Origin of the sequence: Clostridium pasteurianum (assembly GCF_001705235.1) — a bacterium.
Lineage (GTDB): Bacteria > Bacillota > Clostridia > Clostridiales > Clostridiaceae > Clostridium_S > Clostridium_S pasteurianum_A.
In genome coordinates, this window is record NZ_MCGV01000001.1 from 1726091 (window position 1) to 1743232 (window position 17142).

Annotated in this window: 16 protein-coding genes and 1 other annotated feature; of the genes, 7 read left to right on the forward strand and 9 right to left on the reverse strand. The window is 28.7% G+C overall.

The window, feature by feature from the left end:
• Positions 1-199: 199 nt before the first annotated feature.
• The 4 genes from feoB to BEE63_RS07535 form a co-directional block, all read right to left on the reverse strand.
• The gene (feoB, locus tag BEE63_RS07520; protein WP_066020801.1) at positions 200-1960 is read right to left on the reverse strand and encodes a ferrous iron transport protein B; all 1761 of its coding nucleotides are present in this window, start codon (positions 1958-1960) and stop codon (positions 200-202) included.
• Positions 1961-1962: 2 nt separating this feature from the next.
• The gene (locus BEE63_RS07525; protein WP_066020802.1) at positions 1963-2187 is read right to left on the reverse strand and encodes a FeoA family protein; all 225 of its coding nucleotides are present in this window, start codon (positions 2185-2187) and stop codon (positions 1963-1965) included.
• A gap of 341 nt (positions 2188-2528) precedes the next feature.
• Positions 2529-3146, reverse strand: coding sequence for an NUDIX hydrolase (locus BEE63_RS07530; protein WP_066020803.1), 618 nt, complete (start codon positions 3144-3146; stop codon positions 2529-2531).
• A gap of 929 nt (positions 3147-4075) precedes the next feature.
• Positions 4076-4834, reverse strand: a complete 759-nt coding sequence (locus tag BEE63_RS07535; protein WP_066020804.1) for a DUF2087 domain-containing protein — start codon at positions 4832-4834, stop codon at positions 4076-4078.
• A 197-nt stretch (positions 4835-5031) separates the two neighbouring features.
• Positions 5032-5087: a sequence feature (sodium ion sensor (DUF1646 type); this cis-regulatory element may regulate processes involved in with the transportation of sodium ions), on the forward strand.
• Between the two features lie 57 nt (positions 5088-5144).
• Between BEE63_RS07535 and BEE63_RS07540 the strand changes: the two genes are divergently transcribed.
• A complete protein-coding gene (locus BEE63_RS07540; RefSeq protein WP_066020805.1) occupies positions 5145-6326 on the forward strand; it encodes a cation:proton antiporter in 1182 nt (393 codons plus the stop codon).
• A gap of 163 nt (positions 6327-6489) precedes the next feature.
• Complete coding sequence (locus BEE63_RS07545; protein ID WP_066020806.1) at positions 6490-7827, forward strand: chloride channel protein; 1338 nt, start codon at positions 6490-6492, stop codon at positions 7825-7827.
• 532 nt (positions 7828-8359) lie between these two features.
• On the opposite strand, the gene BEE63_RS07550 is transcribed toward BEE63_RS07545, so the two are convergent.
• Entirely contained in the window at positions 8360-9118 is a 759-nt protein-coding gene (locus tag BEE63_RS07550; RefSeq protein WP_066020807.1) for a YdcF family protein, read from the reverse strand.
• A 165-nt stretch (positions 9119-9283) separates the two neighbouring features.
• On the opposite strand from BEE63_RS07550, the gene BEE63_RS07555 reads away from it, so the two are divergent.
• Positions 9284-9751 carry a BON domain-containing protein gene (locus BEE63_RS07555; RefSeq protein WP_242874729.1) on the forward strand — a complete coding sequence of 156 codons (468 nt, stop codon included), beginning with the start codon at positions 9284-9286 and terminating at the stop codon, positions 9749-9751.
• A 53-nt stretch (positions 9752-9804) separates the two neighbouring features.
• Here the strand turns inward: BEE63_RS07555 and BEE63_RS07560 are convergent, their stop codons facing one another.
• Both BEE63_RS07560 and BEE63_RS07565 read right to left on the reverse strand, forming a co-directional pair.
• Positions 9805-10098 (reverse strand): hypothetical protein, encoded by a 294-nt coding sequence (locus BEE63_RS07560; protein ID WP_066020809.1) that lies wholly within the window; start codon positions 10096-10098, stop codon positions 9805-9807.
• A gap of 98 nt (positions 10099-10196) precedes the next feature.
• Positions 10197-11069: a DegV family protein gene (locus tag BEE63_RS07565; RefSeq protein WP_066020810.1), complete on the reverse strand. Its 873-nt coding sequence runs from the start codon at positions 11067-11069 to the stop codon at positions 10197-10199.
• 208 nt (positions 11070-11277) lie between these two features.
• Between BEE63_RS07565 and BEE63_RS07570 the strand changes: the two genes are divergently transcribed.
• Positions 11278-11520 carry a metal-binding protein gene (locus BEE63_RS07570; protein WP_066020811.1) on the forward strand — a complete coding sequence of 81 codons (243 nt, stop codon included), beginning with the start codon at positions 11278-11280 and terminating at the stop codon, positions 11518-11520.
• Positions 11521-11572: 52 nt separating this feature from the next.
• On the opposite strand, the gene BEE63_RS07575 is transcribed toward BEE63_RS07570, so the two are convergent.
• Both BEE63_RS07575 and BEE63_RS07580 read right to left on the reverse strand, forming a co-directional pair.
• Positions 11573-13471: a sensor histidine kinase gene (locus tag BEE63_RS07575; RefSeq protein WP_066020812.1), complete on the reverse strand. Its 1899-nt coding sequence runs from the start codon at positions 13469-13471 to the stop codon at positions 11573-11575.
• Between the two features lie 277 nt (positions 13472-13748).
• A complete protein-coding gene (locus BEE63_RS07580) occupies positions 13749-14633 on the reverse strand; it encodes a polysaccharide deacetylase family protein (protein ID WP_066020813.1) in 885 nt (294 codons plus the stop codon).
• A gap of 325 nt (positions 14634-14958) precedes the next feature.
• On the opposite strand from BEE63_RS07580, the gene BEE63_RS21635 reads away from it, so the two are divergent.
• From BEE63_RS21635 to BEE63_RS07590, 3 genes are all read left to right on the forward strand, one after another.
• On the forward strand, positions 14959-15135 hold the full coding sequence (locus tag BEE63_RS21635) for a hypothetical protein (protein WP_175400837.1): 177 nt from the start codon (positions 14959-14961) through the stop codon (positions 15133-15135).
• 126 nt (positions 15136-15261) lie between these two features.
• Positions 15262-15729: a 2-C-methyl-D-erythritol 2,4-cyclodiphosphate synthase gene (ispF, locus tag BEE63_RS07585; RefSeq protein WP_066020814.1), complete on the forward strand. Its 468-nt coding sequence runs from the start codon at positions 15262-15264 to the stop codon at positions 15727-15729.
• A 39-nt stretch (positions 15730-15768) separates the two neighbouring features.
• Positions 15769-17097, forward strand: a complete 1329-nt coding sequence (locus BEE63_RS07590; RefSeq protein WP_066020815.1) for a methyl-accepting chemotaxis protein — start codon at positions 15769-15771, stop codon at positions 17095-17097.
• The last annotated feature ends 45 nt before the right edge of the window (positions 17098-17142 follow it).

Here is a 17142-nt window from a genome sequence, read left to right on the forward strand (position 1 = left end):
TTCTATTTCATATAGATAACGTTTACTTGATATACTAATTATAACTTAAGATGCATGATCTTTTCAATAAAATTATATTTCTAACAAATTCCTTTACCATAAATCTTTTATTCTTTTAAATTAACCATTTATTTTCATGCTAAAAGGCCGTTACACTAACTTTTAGTGCAACAGCCCAGCTTTTAGATATTATATATAATCAAATTAATATTCCAACATTATAAACTATAAAAGCAACTATCCATGCAACGCAGGTTTGAAATGTAATTGAAAAAAGCATCATCTTAGTTCCATACTCTTTTTTCATTGTTCCAAGTGCTGAAATGCAAGGTGGATATAAAAGTACAAAAATTAAAAATACATAAGCAGTAAGTGGAGTAAATAAAGTAGGTAAAATCTTTGTCAAATTTGCTCCATAAATTACTCCCATTGTACTCAAAACTACTTCTTTAGCAGCAACTCCACTTAAAAGAGCAACTGAATTTTGCCATGTTCCAAAACCAAGAGGTCTGAAAAATGGAACCAATACACGTCCAATATATGATAAAAAGCTGTACTTTATATCAACCATACCGTAAAATCCAAAGTTTGATAGTGCCCACATTATAACTGATATAGAGAATATTATTGTTCCTGCCTTTTTTAGGAATCCCTTTCCCTTATCCCATGTATGTAAAAATAAATTTTTAGGTTCCGGAAGTTTATATTCAGGAAGCTCTATTACAAGAGGCTCCTCACCTTTTTTAAACAATGTGCTTTTAAAAGTCTTTCCTACAATAAACGCAATTATAATTCCTATTAAATATAACGAACCTATAACAAGACCTTGATTTTTTGGAAAAAATGCTGCTGTTAGCAGTGCATATATTGGTAATCTAGCGTTACATGACATAAATGGTACAAGTAGTGCCGTTAATTTTCTATCTTTCTCACTCTCTAAAGTTCTAGCTGACATTATTGCTGGAACGCTGCAACCAAAGCCCATTACAAGAGGTATAAATGCTTTACCTGAAAGCCCCATCTTTCTCATCAACTTGTCCATTAAAAATGCTGCTCTTGCCATGTATCCACTATCCTCTAGAATAGATATACAGAAAAATAAAGTTAGTATTATTGGCAAAAATACTACTACTGAAACAACTCCACCAAATACACCATCAATTAGAAATGAATTGAACCATGGACTAGTGAATGAAAGTGCCTTATGTAGATATGGTATTACGGCATCATTCACAAATGTATTAGCTAAATCTTGAAGAGGGCCACCAACCCATGAAAATGTTGTTTTAAATATAATAAATATTATAAGTGCAAATGCAGGATAAGCTAAAAATTTATCAAGCAATATTTTGTCTATAATTTCTGTAACTATATTTACATTCTTAAGTGTACCATTTACACACTTTTTTAAAGCATTTTCTATATAAGCGTAGGTTTCTTTCTCTGAAGAAAAATGATATTCATTATCATCCTTAAACTCTAAAAAACTTTCCTTTTTAAGTATTTGTCTAACTTCTTCTACATTTTTATTCTTTGATGCTACTATAGGGATAACTTTGACTTTAAGTTCTTTTGATAGTTTATCGCAATCGATTTGTACACCTTTCTTTTCTGCTACATCTATCATGTTTAGAACAAGTATGATGGGCTTTTTAAATTCTTTGAGCTGCATAGTAAGATATAAATTTCTATCTAAGTTCGATGCATCAACTATATTTATAATTACATCTACATTTCCGTTCTCCAAAAAGTTTTTAGATACTTTTTCTTCATTTGAATAAGTATCCATTGCATAAATACCTGGTAAATCTACTATTTTAATATTTTCATCTAAATATCCTTCTTTTTTATCTACAGTTACTCCTGCCCAGTTACCAACATACTGGTTAGAACCTGTAAGAACATTAAACAAAGAAGTTTTGCCCACATTAGGATTTCCGATTAGTGCGGCTACTGCCATCTTTATGCCTCCTTAAGATAAATATTTTTAGCGTCATTCTTTCTAATGGCTATATTAAACCCTCTGACACTGACTAACATGGGATCCCCAAACGGAGCCATAATTTTCACTTCTACTTCAGTGCCTTCTATGAAACCTAAAGCACTCAATCTTTTTGATAATCTACTATCACCTTTAATAATACTTATTATACCTTTCTCTCTCGGTCTCAAATCGTATAAACTCATATCTATACCTCCATATCAATTAATAAGTATTTTCATTTCCTACCAATATTATATTATAAATGATATTGATTGTCAATATCATTTATATTCACTACCTCGTTATAAAATAAGACTGCTATATGTAAATATATTGCAACTCAACTGAATAAAAGTGACTGGTAAATTGAGACTATGGTTTTTTCATCATATATCGAGCTTAAAAAGATTGTAACTTACTAAAGTCAACCTCATAAGCTCGTCTACTTTATATTAACATGTAAATCAATTTTATCTTCGCTGTTATAAATATATTACAATGCTCCCTTACATATGAAACTTTTCTTTAAAAATATCAATAAAAACTAATATCTTTGTGCTTTCTCAAAAATCCTTCTATAGTATTCATCACCATGTGGTGCAAATTCATTCTTAGAAAGTTTTCTAATAACTTCATGCCTATTTCCTTCACCATCAACTTCAAAGCCATTAGCTTGCACACTTTCTATATCGCCATTAAGTAATTTTATAAGTCCATCAAGTTCTATTTCTACAAGTCCCACAACCTCTTCCGGTTGCAAAATATAATTTTCAACCTTTTCATTACTCATATAAAAATAGACATGACAATACTCTCTATCCATATAAGTTTTGCCATCATACTCTTCTTTATAGACCAAAGCCGGAATAAGCTCACTAAATTTCACATCTATTCCAAGTTCCTCTTTAAGTTCCCTTACTCCATCCTCAATCTTCTCTCCACTTACAAGATGCCCCGCAGAACTTATATCAAATAAATTAGGGGAAGTATCCTTTAATGGATGCCTTTTTTGAAACAACATAAGAGTCTTACCATTTTCTTTTTTTATAATAAAGCATTGAAAAGTCCTATGCCAATATCCATTCTTATGTACGTCCTCTCTCAAGGCCTTTCCTATTAAATTTTCATCCTCATCAAATATATCTAAGCACTCTTTCAATATTTAATCAACTCCTACCATAAGCCAAGCTCTAGCTTTTCACAGCAGACGAAACTACATGCATCATTATTAACAGGTAAACCAAAGTTAATATTACACCAATTTAATAGAAATGCAATATATGTTTTTATGATTACACATGATTTTAGTCGTAACCTATTGTAATTCTCAGAATCCCGCAATTTTCCGTAAAACATTGAAGAAAATTTTTCCTTAGACCTCCATAGTGAAGTAATTGTGTTGAAGGAACGATTTAAATTAATTCTTATAAATCTTAGTTACATTTTTAAAAAAACTTAGAAATTTTAATTTGTTTGAGCTTTTTTTCAGCGAGTTATTAAAATTTCTTAGGATTTTTAAAAATGTAACTTTAGATTTATTGAATTAATTTAACCTTCTGAAACACTTTCATTTCTATTTCATTAGATAAAAATCTCCCAATTTTTCGTAAAGCATTGGAGAAAAATTTTCCTTAGACCTTCCTAGTGAAGTAATTGTGTTGAAGGAACGATTTAAATTAATTCTTATAAATTTTAGTTACATTTTTAAAAAAACTTAGAAATTTTAATTTGTTTGAGCTTTTTTTCAGCGAGTTATTAAAATTTCTTAGGATTTTTAAAAATGCAACTTTAGATTTATTGAATTAATTTAATGTTACAAAACACTTTCATTTCTACTCCATTTAAATAAAAATCCACCAATTTTTCGTAGAGCATTGGAGAAAAATTTTCCTTAGACCTTCCTAGTGAAGTAATTGTGTTGAAGGAACGATTTAAATTAATTCTTATAAATCTTAGTTACATTTTTAAAAAGACTTAGAAATTTTAATTTGTTTGAGCTTTTTTTCAGCGAGTTATTAAAATTTCTTAGGATTTTTAAAAATGCAACTTTAGATTTATTGAATTAATTTAATGTTACAAAACACAATTACTTCACTCTTTTAGCCAATATGTACTACAGTCATCTTTTCTGTCCATAAAGCCATACTCAACAAGCGATCGCCTTATAGTAGCATAATCATCATGTATCCTTTTAATAGTTCGATTAACCTGCGCCTCAGTATACTGTTCGCCATATCTGAAATTTTGTGATATATGCTTAAGCACTACTACTTTCTTTTTTTCTTTCGATGGAATTTCCTTAAGATGACCATTTTTATCGAAACAATTTTTTATTATACTCTTTTCTTCCTTCTCCGTTACTAAAAATCTTTCATCATTCATAGTAGCACCTTTATGAACCGCTATCAAGGTATCATTATTACTTTTATTCTTCTTATCATCAATTATGTTCATTATTGCCATAAAAATTTTCGCTTGCTTCTCTTTTTCCTTAAGCTTAAATCTATAATTCCTAACAGTAGAATTACTTGTCATCATCTTTTCTGCTATTTCTTTATCTGATAAACCATTTTCATAAAGCATTAAAAACTGTTTTTGCATATCCGTTATGCCAGTATACACTTTGCTCATGTTTATTAAATAGTCAAAAACCGACTTATGGCTATCTTTTATATGAATTTTCATATATTTTTTTGCATCATAAAACTTTTCACCTTCTCTATATACTACCCCATCATCATATGTCTTACCGCATATAAGGCATATGTATACTTCTTTTTTATCATCATATATGTATCCTCTTTCTATATCTTCTACTTTTGAATTCCAAAATATTTGTGAAATATCCATAAAATCTTCCTCCTAATTTTATTATAAACATTATATCTTTTTGTTTATATATATGTCAACTATCTCGCGTATTGTTTGCGTAATCGCTTGTTTTGCATAAACATTATTTAATTGAAATGTAAATTTATGTTGATATTCACTCAATAATCTGCTATTATGATAATAAATTAAATATTTTTTTAATATTTTAACATTTCGGTTGAACAAATTCAGTTTTGTTTCAAGAGCGTTTGAATTTCTGGGGTGGGAAATTCCTTAAAGGGATTTCCTGCCCTTTTTGCATACAAAATATTATTTGGAGGTGTGGGTTTTGGAAAAAATCTTATTAAATATTGCATTAATATTAATTTTTACTAGAATAGCTTCCCTAATCAGCATACATTTTAAAATGCCTGGTGTGCTTGGAGAACTTATAGCCGGTGTGATTTTAGGTCCCGTTGTTCTAAACCTTATTCAGCAAAATGCAGATATAAAACTTCTGTCAGATTTGGGAGTTATATTTCTAATGTTTTTAGCCGGTATAGAAACAAACTTAGAAGAATTAAAAAAAGCAGGTAAAACTTCATTTTTTATTGCCTGTGGAGGCGTAATTGTTCCTTTAATACTTGGAACCTTATCTGCTTATATGTTTTTCTCAAACTTCTGGGAAAACCTATTTGTTGGAGTAATACTTACAGCGACAAGTGTCAGTATTTCTGTACAGACACTTACAGAACTAGGCAAATTAAACACACGCGCTGGTATAAATATACTTGGTGCTGCCGTAATAGATGATGTCTTAGGACTAATTCTAATTACAGTAGTACTTGCAGCTTCAGGTGGCGCTAAAGCTGGTGGAAGTTCATCGCTTCTATTGACTTTTATAAACATAGCTATATTCTGTGTAGTATCAATCTTAGCAATACTTTTCTTGCCTAAGCCTATTGATAAATTAACACAGAAATTCAAACCACAGAGAGGACTTGCACTTTTTGCTATAGCAGCTGCACTTATCTGTGCTTTTGCCGCTGAAAAACTGGGAATAGCAGCAATAACCGGTGCATATATATGTGGACTTGTACTTTCACCTATAAAACACAAAGAATACATTGAAAAAAGAATTAAGGTTATATCAGGTTCCTTATTATCACCTATATTCTTTGCTTCAGTAGGTATATCAGCCAACATCAAAGGACTTAACACTGAAGCTTTACTAATAACTTTAGCTATGTTTGTAATTGCAGTAATAGGAAAAGTTGTAGGCTGCGGCGGTGCTGCTCTAGGCTTTAAATTCAAAAAAAGCGAGGCACTGCAAATTGGAGTTGGTATGATTTCAAGGGGAGAAGTTGCTATAATAACTGCTAATATGGGGCTTCAAGCTAAGATAATTTCTGAGGAAGTATTTTTACCTACTTTAATTGTAGTAATACTATCTACTATAATAACTCCAGTGCTGCTCAAAATAGTATTTTCACATAAAACGGATAAAAATATAGATAAAGTCACTGCCTAAAATAAATTAATCTATATTCTATTTTATAATGGTACTGCACTGTCCTGCAATGCAGTACCATTTTTATGTTAAGTTTAACGTACCCAATTCTTTCATTATAATTTGTAGTATTCAAAATAAAGTTGTACTATAAAATAGGTAATTACAACATGAGGTGATTTATTTGAATTATTATTTTAAAAAATTTATAACTGAGGAATCCATTTTAATTGCTAGTGCTTTAAAGTGGATATTTCTGTCTGTAGTAATAGGCGCTGTAGTCGGTGCATTTACAACTTTATTTGTCAAACTAATTTATATTAGTACAGGCTTTGCTTTTAAATTTCATTATTACTACTTGCTTCTTCCCCTTGGTCTCTTTCTAAGCAACTTTATAATAAATTTACTACCCGCTGCAAAAGGACATGGTACTGAAAAAGCAATAAAAAGTGTCAATGAAGATAATGGTAATATGGATATTAAAGTAGTACCTGTAAAGCTCATAACCACTTTAATAACAATTATTTTTGGCGGTTCTGTAGGACTTGAAGGTCCCGCAACTCAAATAGGTGGTGCTATATCATCATTTTTAGGTTCTTTATTTAAAATGAATATTGCTGATAAAAGACGTCTTGTAGTATGTGGTATAAGTGCTGGATTTGTTTCTGTATTTAACGCCCCTGTTGGTGCTGCAATATTTGCATGTGAAGTTCTATACATAGGAAAGTTATCATATATATCTCTTTTGCCATCACTTATCTCATCTTTTGTAAGTTATTATACAGGTTTATATATTGGAAATAAGCCTTTGAAATTTCCAATATCGTATGTCCCTAAAAATCATATAAAAACCTTTATTGGTGTCCTTATTTTTAGTTTTATAATTGGAATTGCATCTATATTATTTATAAAATTAGTAGGAACTATTGATAAACTCTTCAGGAAATTAAAAATCTATTCACCCCTAAAAGGAATAATAGGTGGACTTATAATAATAGCCCTAATCATAATAACTAACTCTCCTGCTGCACTTGGAATAGGAGATGAAACTTTTACGAAAGCTGTTATGGGAACTAAGACTCCTTCTCAATTATTTCTTGTAAAAGCTTTGACAACCTCTATAACACTAGGCAGTGGTGGAAGCGGTGGAATTTTGACTCCTATGCTATTTATAGGTTCAGCCCTTGGGAATGTCTGGGCACAACTTACCCATTCAAGTTTAGTTTTTTATTCTGCAATAGGAATGGTATCATTTTTAGCCGCATGCTCAAATGTTCCTATATCATCAATTGTAATATCTTTAGAACTATTTGGTGGAAATATCGGTTTGTATGCTTCTATTGCTATTGGTGTAAGCTACTTAATAGTAGGTCATACGAGCATTTATCCAACACAGTTTGTAGTAACCTCAAAGACCCCTTCTTTAAAAGTTGATACAAATACAGAGATAAATGATATTGATGGTTCAGATATCTCCCCTAAAAAGCATAAACTTTTGAAAATAATAGATAAAATGAAGTAACAGTAGTTTGAAACATTAAATAAAACTCATAAGACTAAGCTCCAAATTGTAAAAAGGCTAAGAACTTTTAATAACTCGCCTCTCGGCTCAGACAAATTAAAAGTTCTAAGCCTTTTTACAATTTGAAGCAAGTCTTATTGAGTTCTATTTAAATCGTTTCCAAACTACTATTACTTCATTTAGAGAGTAAAAGCTATGATCATTATCCTTCTTAACCATATAAAAGTACTCTTAGGATTTTATTATTTCTTTTACTTAATGCCTATACAAAATATCAGATAAATTTTACGCCTAAAATTCCGTAGACACGGAGGAATTTTTTCCTTGATTTACCCAAAAGGGAATTAACATTGATGAAGTAACAATTTAAAAAAACTCTAATAAATCTTGGTGAAAAAATAATAAAATACTTAGATATTTCAATTTGTCTGAGCATTTTCTCAGCGAGTTATTGAAATATCTTAGTATTTTATTATTTTTTCGCCTTAGATTTATAGAGCTTTTTTAATGTTACGAATCAATGTTAATTCCCTCATCTATCAAAAATCAAAGACTTATATATGGCAAAAAATTCTCTCACATAGCACTGAGGTATTACTAGTATCTTTATAGGTGCGGGAATACCATATAGCTTTAAGCCTACTCTCTTACCTAAAAGCTTAGCACGTGTCATATGAAAATTGCTTGTAACTACCCCTACTTTTATGTTTTTCCCATTAGAAATCTTGTCCAAAATGTTTTTAGTGTTCTTTAAATTTTGGAAAGTATTTTTAGACTTGTCTTCTACTATTATATTTTCATTTTTTACGCCCTTATTTAAAAAATACTCTTTCATAGATTCAGCTTCAGTTATAGATTCTCCAGATCCTTTGCCTCCAGAAACTACAATTTTAATATCAGGATTATCTTTAACGTACTCCATCGCTCTTTGAGCCCTTTGATATTGTGTTGAAAGCATTGTTTTTCCCCTAAGTCCAGCCCCCAAAACCACTATATAATCTAACTTTCCTTTATACTCTATTTTTCCATTGTAAGCCAAAATTGCTTCCGTAAAAACAAAGACACATAAAATTAAGCAAAGTATTACTCTAAAAACATAATATGCTTTTTTAAATTTACATTTTTTATAAATAAGCCCTAATAATATGAAAACAACTCCTAAAGCAACAAAAAATCCAGTAAAATTTATGTACATTCTATAAGTAATTGTACATACTAAAAAATATAAAATATTAATTATGCCAAATATTATAAATAAATTTCCTGCTGTATTCGATTTTAATTTTTCCATTTTGTCTCCTTTACATTTTTAAATTATATAACAAAATTATATCACAAAATTTGTAAGATTAACTTTACCTTAACAGTATTTTTATAGAATAATAAGAGCACTTTTAATAATATATTATGCTCTATATATGGACAAAATAATAATGTAGGTAAGCTAATAAAAAAAATGAAAGAAGGTATCCTAATGGTTGCTTCTGATGATTCTATATCTTGTTCAATAAAAAGCTTAATAGATGATAGCATGAAAGACACTTCACAGGATATACACGTTAACGTACAAGATAATAATGTATTTTTAAGTGGCTGCGTTAATGTTCTAGCAGAAAAATTTAAAGCAGAAGAAATTTGCAAAAAAGTCCAGGGAGTTAAGAATATTGAAAATGACATAACTATAAGTATGGATGGGAATTTTTCTGACAAGGAGCTCACAGAAGTTTTAAATAAAAATCTAAGAAAATGCGAACACTCTGAAAAGATAAATGGCATCACCGGAAAAGTCAATGGAGGTTCTGCGCTTCTTTTAGGTGAAGTGGACACTATTGATGATAAGAAATTAGCTATAAATGAAGCTGCTAAAACTTTTGGAATTAAAGATGTGGTAAACAACATAAATATAGGCCGAGCAAAAATTTAGCCTTTTAAATATTACTAGTAGGATGAATCTATTTTTAATTCATCCTACTTTTATTATAAAGACTCAGGAATTATATATACATCATATTTCATAAAGCAATTTTTCACAAAAGGTTTGTCAGTTGTTGTAACTTTCCCAATATCATTCATATTTTTAACACTAAAAAACACTGTTCCGCCTTTTCTATTATAAACACCTCCGGCAATTAAGTATTTTTTAGATTCAGATTTATGGTTTCTAATTCTTGTCTTTTTATTTTTAATATCCACAGCAAATTGATTATCGCACATATCTTTTATTTCTTCAGCTGAATAACTTATTCTCAAAAATATATTATTTTTATCCATGTTTTCATCCTCCAAATAAAATACAAATTTCCCGAACAGATGTTCTATAATAATTATATAGAACATCTGTTCGGGAGTCAATATTTTTTTGAAGTTAATCAAATATTTCTATCATTTTTAGCTAGAAAACACAATGAAAGCATACCTGCACCAACGTGAGATCCTATTACAGGTCCAACATAATTTATTAGTACTTTTTTCACTCCAAATTCACTTTTCATAATTTCAGCAAGGTACTCTGCATCTTCCACGCAATCACCATGGCTTATTCCTATAACCTTATTTTCAAAACCATGCATCTCGTTAAATCTACTAGCAAGATACCTTATAGCTTTTTTTCTACCTCTTATATTACATACATTTATAAGTTCTCCATCATCATTTATAAATATAATAGGTTTCATATTAAGTATAGTTCCCACAACTGCCTTGGTAGATGAAAGTCTTCCCCCTCTTTTGAGATAAAACAAATTTTCAACTATAAACCAATGATTCATTTTATGACTAATATCCTCTATTTCTTGGACAATTTCTTCCTTACTTTTCCCATTCTTTAGCACATTTAAAGCTTCATATACCAAAAGACCTTCACCAATGCTTGCACATTTGGTATCTATAACAGTTATGTCTGCATTCTTATATTTCTCAATTATCTGCTGTCTTGCAATAAATGCGCTATTTAAAGTTCCACTTATCCTAGAATCAAATCCTATATAAATAACAGCCTTTTCTTCTTTAATAAGTTTCTCAAATTTTTTATAAAATCTATATACATTTACCTGAGATGTAGTTGGTATTTCTCCATTTCTTATACCATCATAGAATTCTTTATACGGAAGTGTTTGTCCCAAATCATCTTCATACTGTTTATTATTAAAATTACACATTAATCCTATTACTTCTACATTACTATCCTTTATAAGTCCAATTGGCAAATCACAACTTGAATCAGTCAAGATCACTACTTGCATTAATTCATCTCCTTTGCTTAAAAATATCAAACACATTATACCATGTAAAAGTTCAAAATACAGCATCCAATAACATTTTAGACAAACTTTATTTAATACATAATATAATAACCTTATAAGGAAATAATAATTGCTGCTAACTTATTGAATTTGCTTCGTCCTCGTGCTAACATTTAATTATGAACTTGCAACTAGGGGGGAACCTAAAATGATAATAAACGATATAATGAAATATGTTGAAAGCGAATACTCAATAATAGATAACACACCTTGTGAAATTTGCGGAGGAAACTATGAAGCTTCAGAAGAAGGAATATGTTTTATAAATAATGAACCTTACGATATATGTGAATGCGCTTGCAAAAAATGCGGTCATGAAAAAATTTTTGAATTTGCAGCACCTTTTTTAATAGAACTTCCAAAAGAAAAAATAAATAAAAAATTCAACTAAAAAATAGGAATTGTTTAACATAACAATTCCTATTTTTCTTTATACTCTTTCTCTATATTAACAAATCTGAAAATTCCATATCCACCTTGTCTTTACTTGACATTCTTATAAGATTGTCAGAATAATCTTTCTTCCAATCTTTTGATTTTCTAACAGGAAGTTTTATAATAAATTCACTTCCACTTCCAACCTTACTTTTAACATCTATGGTTCCATCATGAAGTTCAACTAAAATCTTAACTATAGATAAACCTATACCGCTTCCCTCATTTTTACGCGTAAAAGTTTTGTCAAGTTGAAAAAATCTTTCAAAAATCATCTTCTTTTTGTCTTCAGGTATACCCATACCATCATCTATAACCGATATCTGTATATTTTCTCCTAAATCATGAACCTTAACTTTAATATGAGCATCTTTTCCTGTAAACTTTACTGCATTTGATAAAAGGTTCAATATTATTCTCTCTATTTTTTCCTTATCAAAAATCATTATTTTGTCTTCAACATCAGTATCAAATATTATATTTTTTCCTTTATCCCTCAAAAATGCTTCCACCGCTAGAGTAACATCTTCAATAATACTGACTATATTCCCTTGAATAAAATTAAGTTTACTTGTACCATCTTCTATTTGAGTAATATCCATAAAATTATTTACCATCTTTAATAATCTATAGCTATTTTGTTTCATAACAACAGAATATTTTTCATAGACCTTACATCTTTCCTCAAGATCGCCATAATTGGCATATAAATCAATAACTTGAAGTGCACTTAAAATTATATTAAGTGGTGTCCTTAATTCATGAGATATAGTTCCCATAAATTGTGTCTTAGCATTACTATAATATAAAACTTTATTAAGTACATCATTCTTTTTATCCATTTTACTTTTTAATTCTGAAATTTCATTCTCATAACATGCTATAACTAAATCCATTTTATCTTTGCCACATGAAATTCTTTTATCTATTAATTTTACATCAAGTTCCTTGTTATCCTTTCTTCTAGCCATGACTGCATGTCCTACATACTTTTTGTTCTTATTATCCATCCCATATTTTATACTTATAAAATCATTATAATTTTTTCCTCTAATATCTTCCATATTATTAAACCCAAGAAAATCTAATAACACCTTATTAGCATATAATATCTTTCCATTATCATGCATAAAGATAAACTGAGACATTTCTTCAAAAATGCTTTTAAGCATCATGTCAACATTTTCATGCCTTGCTTCTACACTGAGGGTAATATCATTTTTAATTAAAACAACGATCTTTTGTCCATCTTGTAAAGTCATCGGAATTCTTATTACATCAAAAAAAAGCTTTTTATTATCTTTAACTACTATTTCCTCGTAATTATCTTGAGTAATATTAATTTTATCATTATTAGAATAATTTAGTTTATCGTTAACACTTTTTAAGCCATAAAACTTCCTTGCAGCCTTATTAATTTTAATACATTCTCCATTTTCATCCTCAATAATCATTATTAATGGAATATTATCAACTAATGTACTTAAATTTTCACGCATAGATTTAAAATTTATTTTATTCAAACAATATTTTTTATTCTCAATAATAGATTTTTCTATATCGTAGAAAAAATTGTTCAATAATACTAAAGTCTCTGAAATGCATTTTAAATTTCCAATATTTTTAACAGTATAATTTATATATGCGTTTTCTATGCACTTCATTTTCTTAAAAATTGAATCATAAGAAAAGTTACTATTAATAATATAATTTACTAATTTAAGAATTAGCTTATTATCTTTATTTTCTTTTTCTTCTGATAATAATTCATCAATTCTCCTTATAAATTCAATCCAATTTTCTTTATTTCTACTTTTAAAGCTAATTTTATACTTATCAAAGAGCTTAGATACTTCTACATATATTTTTTCCTCATTTGTATATAGGTTTTCGAATAAATAACTCATAAACTTCACTTTCCCCTTTATGTACTACGAACAATAATTATTATCGTACTATTTGTAATAAAATACAATAATAACTATTTTTCAAAATATGACATAATCTTTTACACATACATACAAATAAATATTATCGCAAAAATTTCAAGTACTGTATTGTTGCATATTGTCGTTTAAATTTAATATCTGTCGTACTTTTTATATAAAAAATATTTTTAATATATTGCATATTATGGTCATTTTGTATATTATTACTCGATTTATATATTTAATACACTTGTAGTTACATTCCTGGTATACTATAATATGCCTCTTTGATTGTATTAATTGGATGTACAAAATTATTATAATTAGGATTATCTATCCTATCTTTAAAATTATTCAAATCATATTGTGGAAATATATATATTCTATTCATTGCATATACGCCCTTGTTTAAACTTGCCCATTTTCCTTTGGTTGTAAACCCCATTATATAATCTAAAGATTTAGCTGCTTTAATTGTATTAATATTATATGAACCATAAGGATATGCAATAAATCTTACCGACTTTTTACATATACCTTCCAATTTACTCTTAGACTGCTGCAATTCACTAAATTGCTTGTCATAGCTGAGCTTGTCCAACTGAGGATGATCAACGGTATGACTTTCTATATCTATTCCATTATCGCTCATTTCCTTAAGCTCACTGGACTTAAGATAATATGTACCCTTGTCCAAATAACCAGTTATAATAAACATAGTTGCATGCATATTATATTTCTTCAGTATATGGTATACATTTTCATAATGATCTTGGTATCCATCATCAAAAGTTAAAAAAACAGATTTATCTGGTACCTTCTTATTATTCACAATACAATCATAAAATTCATCTGCTGTAAGAGTATTATATTTATTGTCTTTTAAATATTTCATTTGCTCGTCAAACTGCTTTACGTTGACTTTCATTAAGTTAGTACTACTATCACTGTTTATCGAATGGTACATAAGTACCGGAATTTCTTTGCTGTTATTCAATGTTTTCTTTACTTTCTCACTTGTAATTTCCTTACTATATGCAACATTTTTATAGTTTTTATAATAATTTTTTACTACATAAAGACAAATTAATATTACTATTATAGTAACTATAATCAGTAGAATTTTCTTTATTTTGTTCAACCTATTCATCCTTTCAATGTTTATTAATAAATTCTTATATATAATATTACTTCTAATAAATAAAAACATAAAACATTTTTAAATAAAACATTTCATTTTTCTTCAAAGCATTTTTGCGAATATAATATTTTTTATTATGATTACTAATTATATCATTATGAAAGTCATTTAATAAGTATTAATTTTGCAATACTACAAGATATAAGTTGTAAAATTAATGAAAACCTTTTAATTACTATTTAAAGTCTATTAACAATTGTGAAATCATATGTTATACTTAAAATATAGAAAATGAAAACGATATCTTAAAGGGTAGGTGGATAGTATGAAAAAGAATGTTATATATGTAGACTTTTCAAGGAGATGTAGAAAAAGGAATCATCTAAACTTGATTTATAATATATTAAATATTTTAAAATCTGCCTTTAAATTTAATAAATCTAATACGAATCCAAAAAATGACGGCGGTAATTTTGATAATAGAAATAGACGTATACTTTAATAAAAAAATCACTTCATTATTAAATATGAAGTGATTTTTTTTAAAACTATTTCTTTTTTGCAAAAATATATCTATAATATTATTATAGGTTTATATCATATTTAATCTTACAAAGGAGAATTGTACATGAGAATCGGCATTGGTTACGACGTTCACAAATTAGTAGCAAACAGAAAATTAATTTTAGGTGGTGTTAAAATTCCCTATTCCAAAGGATTATTAGGTCATTCGGATGCTGATGTACTTATCCATGCTATAATGGACAGTATTTTAGGCGCTGCAGGGCTTGGAGACATAGGGAAATTTTTTCCTGACACTGATGAAAAGTACGAGGGAATTTCAAGTCTAAAGCTATTAGAAAAAGTTAGTACTATTATTAACAATAAGGGGTATACAGTTGGCAATATTGATTCTGTAATAATAGCTCAAAGTCCAAAACTTTCACCCTATATAGAAGAAATGAGAGCAAATATAAGTAATATATTAAACATTAGTCTAAACAATATAAATATAAAAGCTACAACAGAAGAAGGTCTCGGATTTACAGGAACTGGTGAAGGAATATCAAGTCAAAGTGTTTGTTTACTAGTTTAATATTTTTAACTTAAGATTAACTTTTAGGTGGTGTTTATTATGGATTCAAAGTCAAATTTAAAGATATCTTCTAATTTAAAAGCAAGATTTATATCATTAGCTATATCATCTATTGTAATTATATTTTGTGTATATGGTGTAATCCTATACACAGCATGCTCTAGCATTTTAAAATCTGGTAGTAATACCAGTTCTCAGCTTTCTTCTATAAGAAACATAATAATAATAGCTACTATCGTTCTCTGTATAGTATTCTACATTCTCTCTCTTATGTCGTACAAAATGATTTCAAACAATTTGGATAATTTAAGAAACATTTTTAAAGAAATTGTCAATGGCAATTTTTCCAGTGACGCCGTAAAAAAATTACAATTAAAAGGCCCTGCTAAAGATTTATCAGATATTTTTATATCAACTACTAATAAAATTCAAAAACTTATAGCTGAAATAAGATATTCATCCAAAACAGTTTTAGATACCTCTGTATCACTTAAAAATCTAATAGATAAAGCAGACAAATCCGCTTCAGATATAGCCTTAGCTACTGACGGAATTGCAAGAGCCGCCTCTGTACAAGCAAAAAATGCTGAAGAATGTTACAATAAAGCAAATTCTTTATCAGACAAAATAAATAGAGTATTAAGTGGTACTGAAGTAATGAATACTGAAGCTGATTCATTTAATGAACTCATAAATAATGGGTTAAAGACTATAAATATTCTTAATGATCAATCTCAAAAAGCTCTTGAATCAACATCAAGAGTTAGTGATATTGTTTCAAAGGTAAATCAAAATTCAAATGATATAGGTACTATAACGAAAACTGTCTCTGAAATAGCAGAGCAAACAAATTTATTAGCGTTAAATGCAGCTATTGAAGCTGCCCGTGCTGGTGAATCAGGAAAAGGATTTTCCGTTGTTGCAGAAGAAGTTAAAAAACTGGCAGAAGAAGTTACCGAATCCATAGGTAAAATTGAGGCTCTAATAAATGAAATACAGCTTCATTCAGGTGAAGCCGTTACTGCAATTTCTGAAGCTTCTAACATAGTTGCAGCTGAGCACAATTCTTCTATTGACACTAAAAAAATATTTAATGATATTTCAGATGTCTTATTTGAAATGAATGCAGTAGTAGGAGAAATTAAATCTGCAAACATGGAAATGGATGGTGAAAAAACTGAACTTACATCGATTATATCTGATATATCATCAAAAGCAGATGATACTTCTGCATCAACTCAAGAAGTAGCCGCAAGTGCAGAGGAACAATTAGCAGCTATGAAAAACGTATCAGATTTTTCAGTAAAACTTGAAGATCTTTCAAAAAAACTTGAAAGTGAACTTTCTGATTTTAAAAACATGAAATAATTTAAGATATACAAACCGAGACCTGCATGATGATTTTTTATCATT

Excerpts from the sequence above, each read along its gene's own strand:
- feoB (WP_066020801.1), bottom strand. The coding sequence starts at position 1,960 with ATGGCAGTAGCCGCACTAATCGGAAATCCTAATGTGGGCAAAACTTCT.
- BEE63_RS07525 (WP_066020802.1), bottom strand. The coding sequence starts at position 2,187 with ATGAGTTTATACGATTTGAGACCGAGAGAGAAAGGTATAATAAGTATT.
- BEE63_RS07535 (WP_066020804.1), bottom strand. The coding sequence starts at position 4,834 with ATGGATATTTCACAAATATTTTGGAATTCAAAAGTAGAAGATATAGAA.
- BEE63_RS07550 (WP_066020807.1), bottom strand. The coding sequence starts at position 9,118 with ATGGAAAAATTAAAATCGAATACAGCAGGAAATTTATTTATAATATTT.
- BEE63_RS07555 (WP_242874729.1), top strand. The coding sequence starts at position 9,284 with ATGAAAGAAGGTATCCTAATGGTTGCTTCTGATGATTCTATATCTTGT.
- BEE63_RS07560 (WP_066020809.1), bottom strand. The coding sequence starts at position 10,098 with ATGGATAAAAATAATATATTTTTGAGAATAAGTTATTCAGCTGAAGAA.
- BEE63_RS07565 (WP_066020810.1), bottom strand. The coding sequence starts at position 11,069 with ATGCAAGTAGTGATCTTGACTGATTCAAGTTGTGATTTGCCAATTGGA.
- BEE63_RS07570 (WP_066020811.1), top strand. The coding sequence starts at position 11,278 with ATGATAATAAACGATATAATGAAATATGTTGAAAGCGAATACTCAATA.
- BEE63_RS07575 (WP_066020812.1), bottom strand. The coding sequence starts at position 13,471 with ATGAGTTATTTATTCGAAAACCTATATACAAATGAGGAAAAAATATAT.
- BEE63_RS21635 (WP_175400837.1), top strand. The coding sequence starts at position 14,959 with ATGAAAAAGAATGTTATATATGTAGACTTTTCAAGGAGATGTAGAAAA.
- ispF (WP_066020814.1), top strand. The coding sequence starts at position 15,262 with ATGAGAATCGGCATTGGTTACGACGTTCACAAATTAGTAGCAAACAGA.
- BEE63_RS07590 (WP_066020815.1), top strand. The coding sequence starts at position 15,769 with ATGGATTCAAAGTCAAATTTAAAGATATCTTCTAATTTAAAAGCAAGA.